The organism is Bacteroides acidifaciens (genome assembly GCF_024623065.1).
GTDB lineage: Bacteria > Bacteroidota > Bacteroidia > Bacteroidales > Bacteroidaceae > Bacteroides > Bacteroides acidifaciens.
The window spans coordinates 1-1,010 of sequence record NZ_JANJZR010000195.1; the positions used below are offsets into that span (position 1 = coordinate 1).

Annotated in this window: 1 protein-coding gene; it reads right to left on the minus strand. The window is 42.0% G+C overall.

From position 1 onward, the window contains the following. The coding region (locus tag NSB03_RS20730) for a transposase (RefSeq protein WP_257466642.1) at positions 1–959 on the minus strand (959 nt) is incomplete at its 3' end. Positions 960–1,010: the final 51 nt, after the last annotated feature.

Genomic DNA, 1,010 nt, shown 5'->3' on the forward strand with positions numbered 1-1,010 from the left:
GTTTGCTCCATGTGATTCTTAAAACAGGTTCCGTCATTGGAATTCTGATGAACACTGACTCCCGTAATATACTGATTCTCGGAACCGACCATGCCATTATAGGCGGGACGGAGATCTTCCTGACATTCCTTGGTTCGCATAGGGGTAGCTTGAGGATCTGTTTTGCTGTATCCTCCACGATCACCACAAATATGTTCTTGTTCTTCATAGATTCTCCTGCGTAAATCAGCCTCTTCCAATTCATTTTTCAGGCGGGAAGCGGTACGGGACTTTTTACTTTTCGCGCTGTTCTCCTTGTTGATGATACGATTTAGTTGGGATATGGACTCTTGTATACGATCTTTTCGAGTGGAATCGGCCTTACCAAGGATTTCCAGATCATCCTCACCATACCGTTCGTTTTCCTCTTTGATTAGTTTGTCGATTTCAAGCAGCGTAGAGTCAATCCGGGCTTTCACCCCTTCAAGATAGCGGGAAGAGTTTTTCTTCCAGACAACCTTATGTTTGTTGGCATCCGCCTGAATAGTGGTACCATCGCAATAATATTCTTCCAAACGGATATAACCTTCAGTAAACATGAGAAGAAGCAGAGATTTGAATACAGTATGAATGCTATCTTTCAGACGGCCACTGCGGAAATTGTTGATAGTGCGGAAATCAGGATATTGTTTACCTGAAAGCCACATAAAGGTGATATCGGAACGAAGAGCATTGGCAATCTTACGACCAGTATAGAGTTTAAGACAGTAAGCATACAAAAGGATTTTGAGAAGCATACGGGGATGGTAGGCGGTAGTACCACCGCCGGAGTAAGTGGAGATGAGAAAGGTCAGGTCAAGCTGATTAACGGTATGATTGATGATACGAACAAGGTGGTTCTCACTGATGGTGGAGTCTAAACGATCGGGGAATAATAAAACTTCGCCCTCATTATATTGTTTAAATTGAACTTTTTGCATATCTTTGACTATGTATATTTACATTGGTTTGGTAGCCTAAATATACATAAA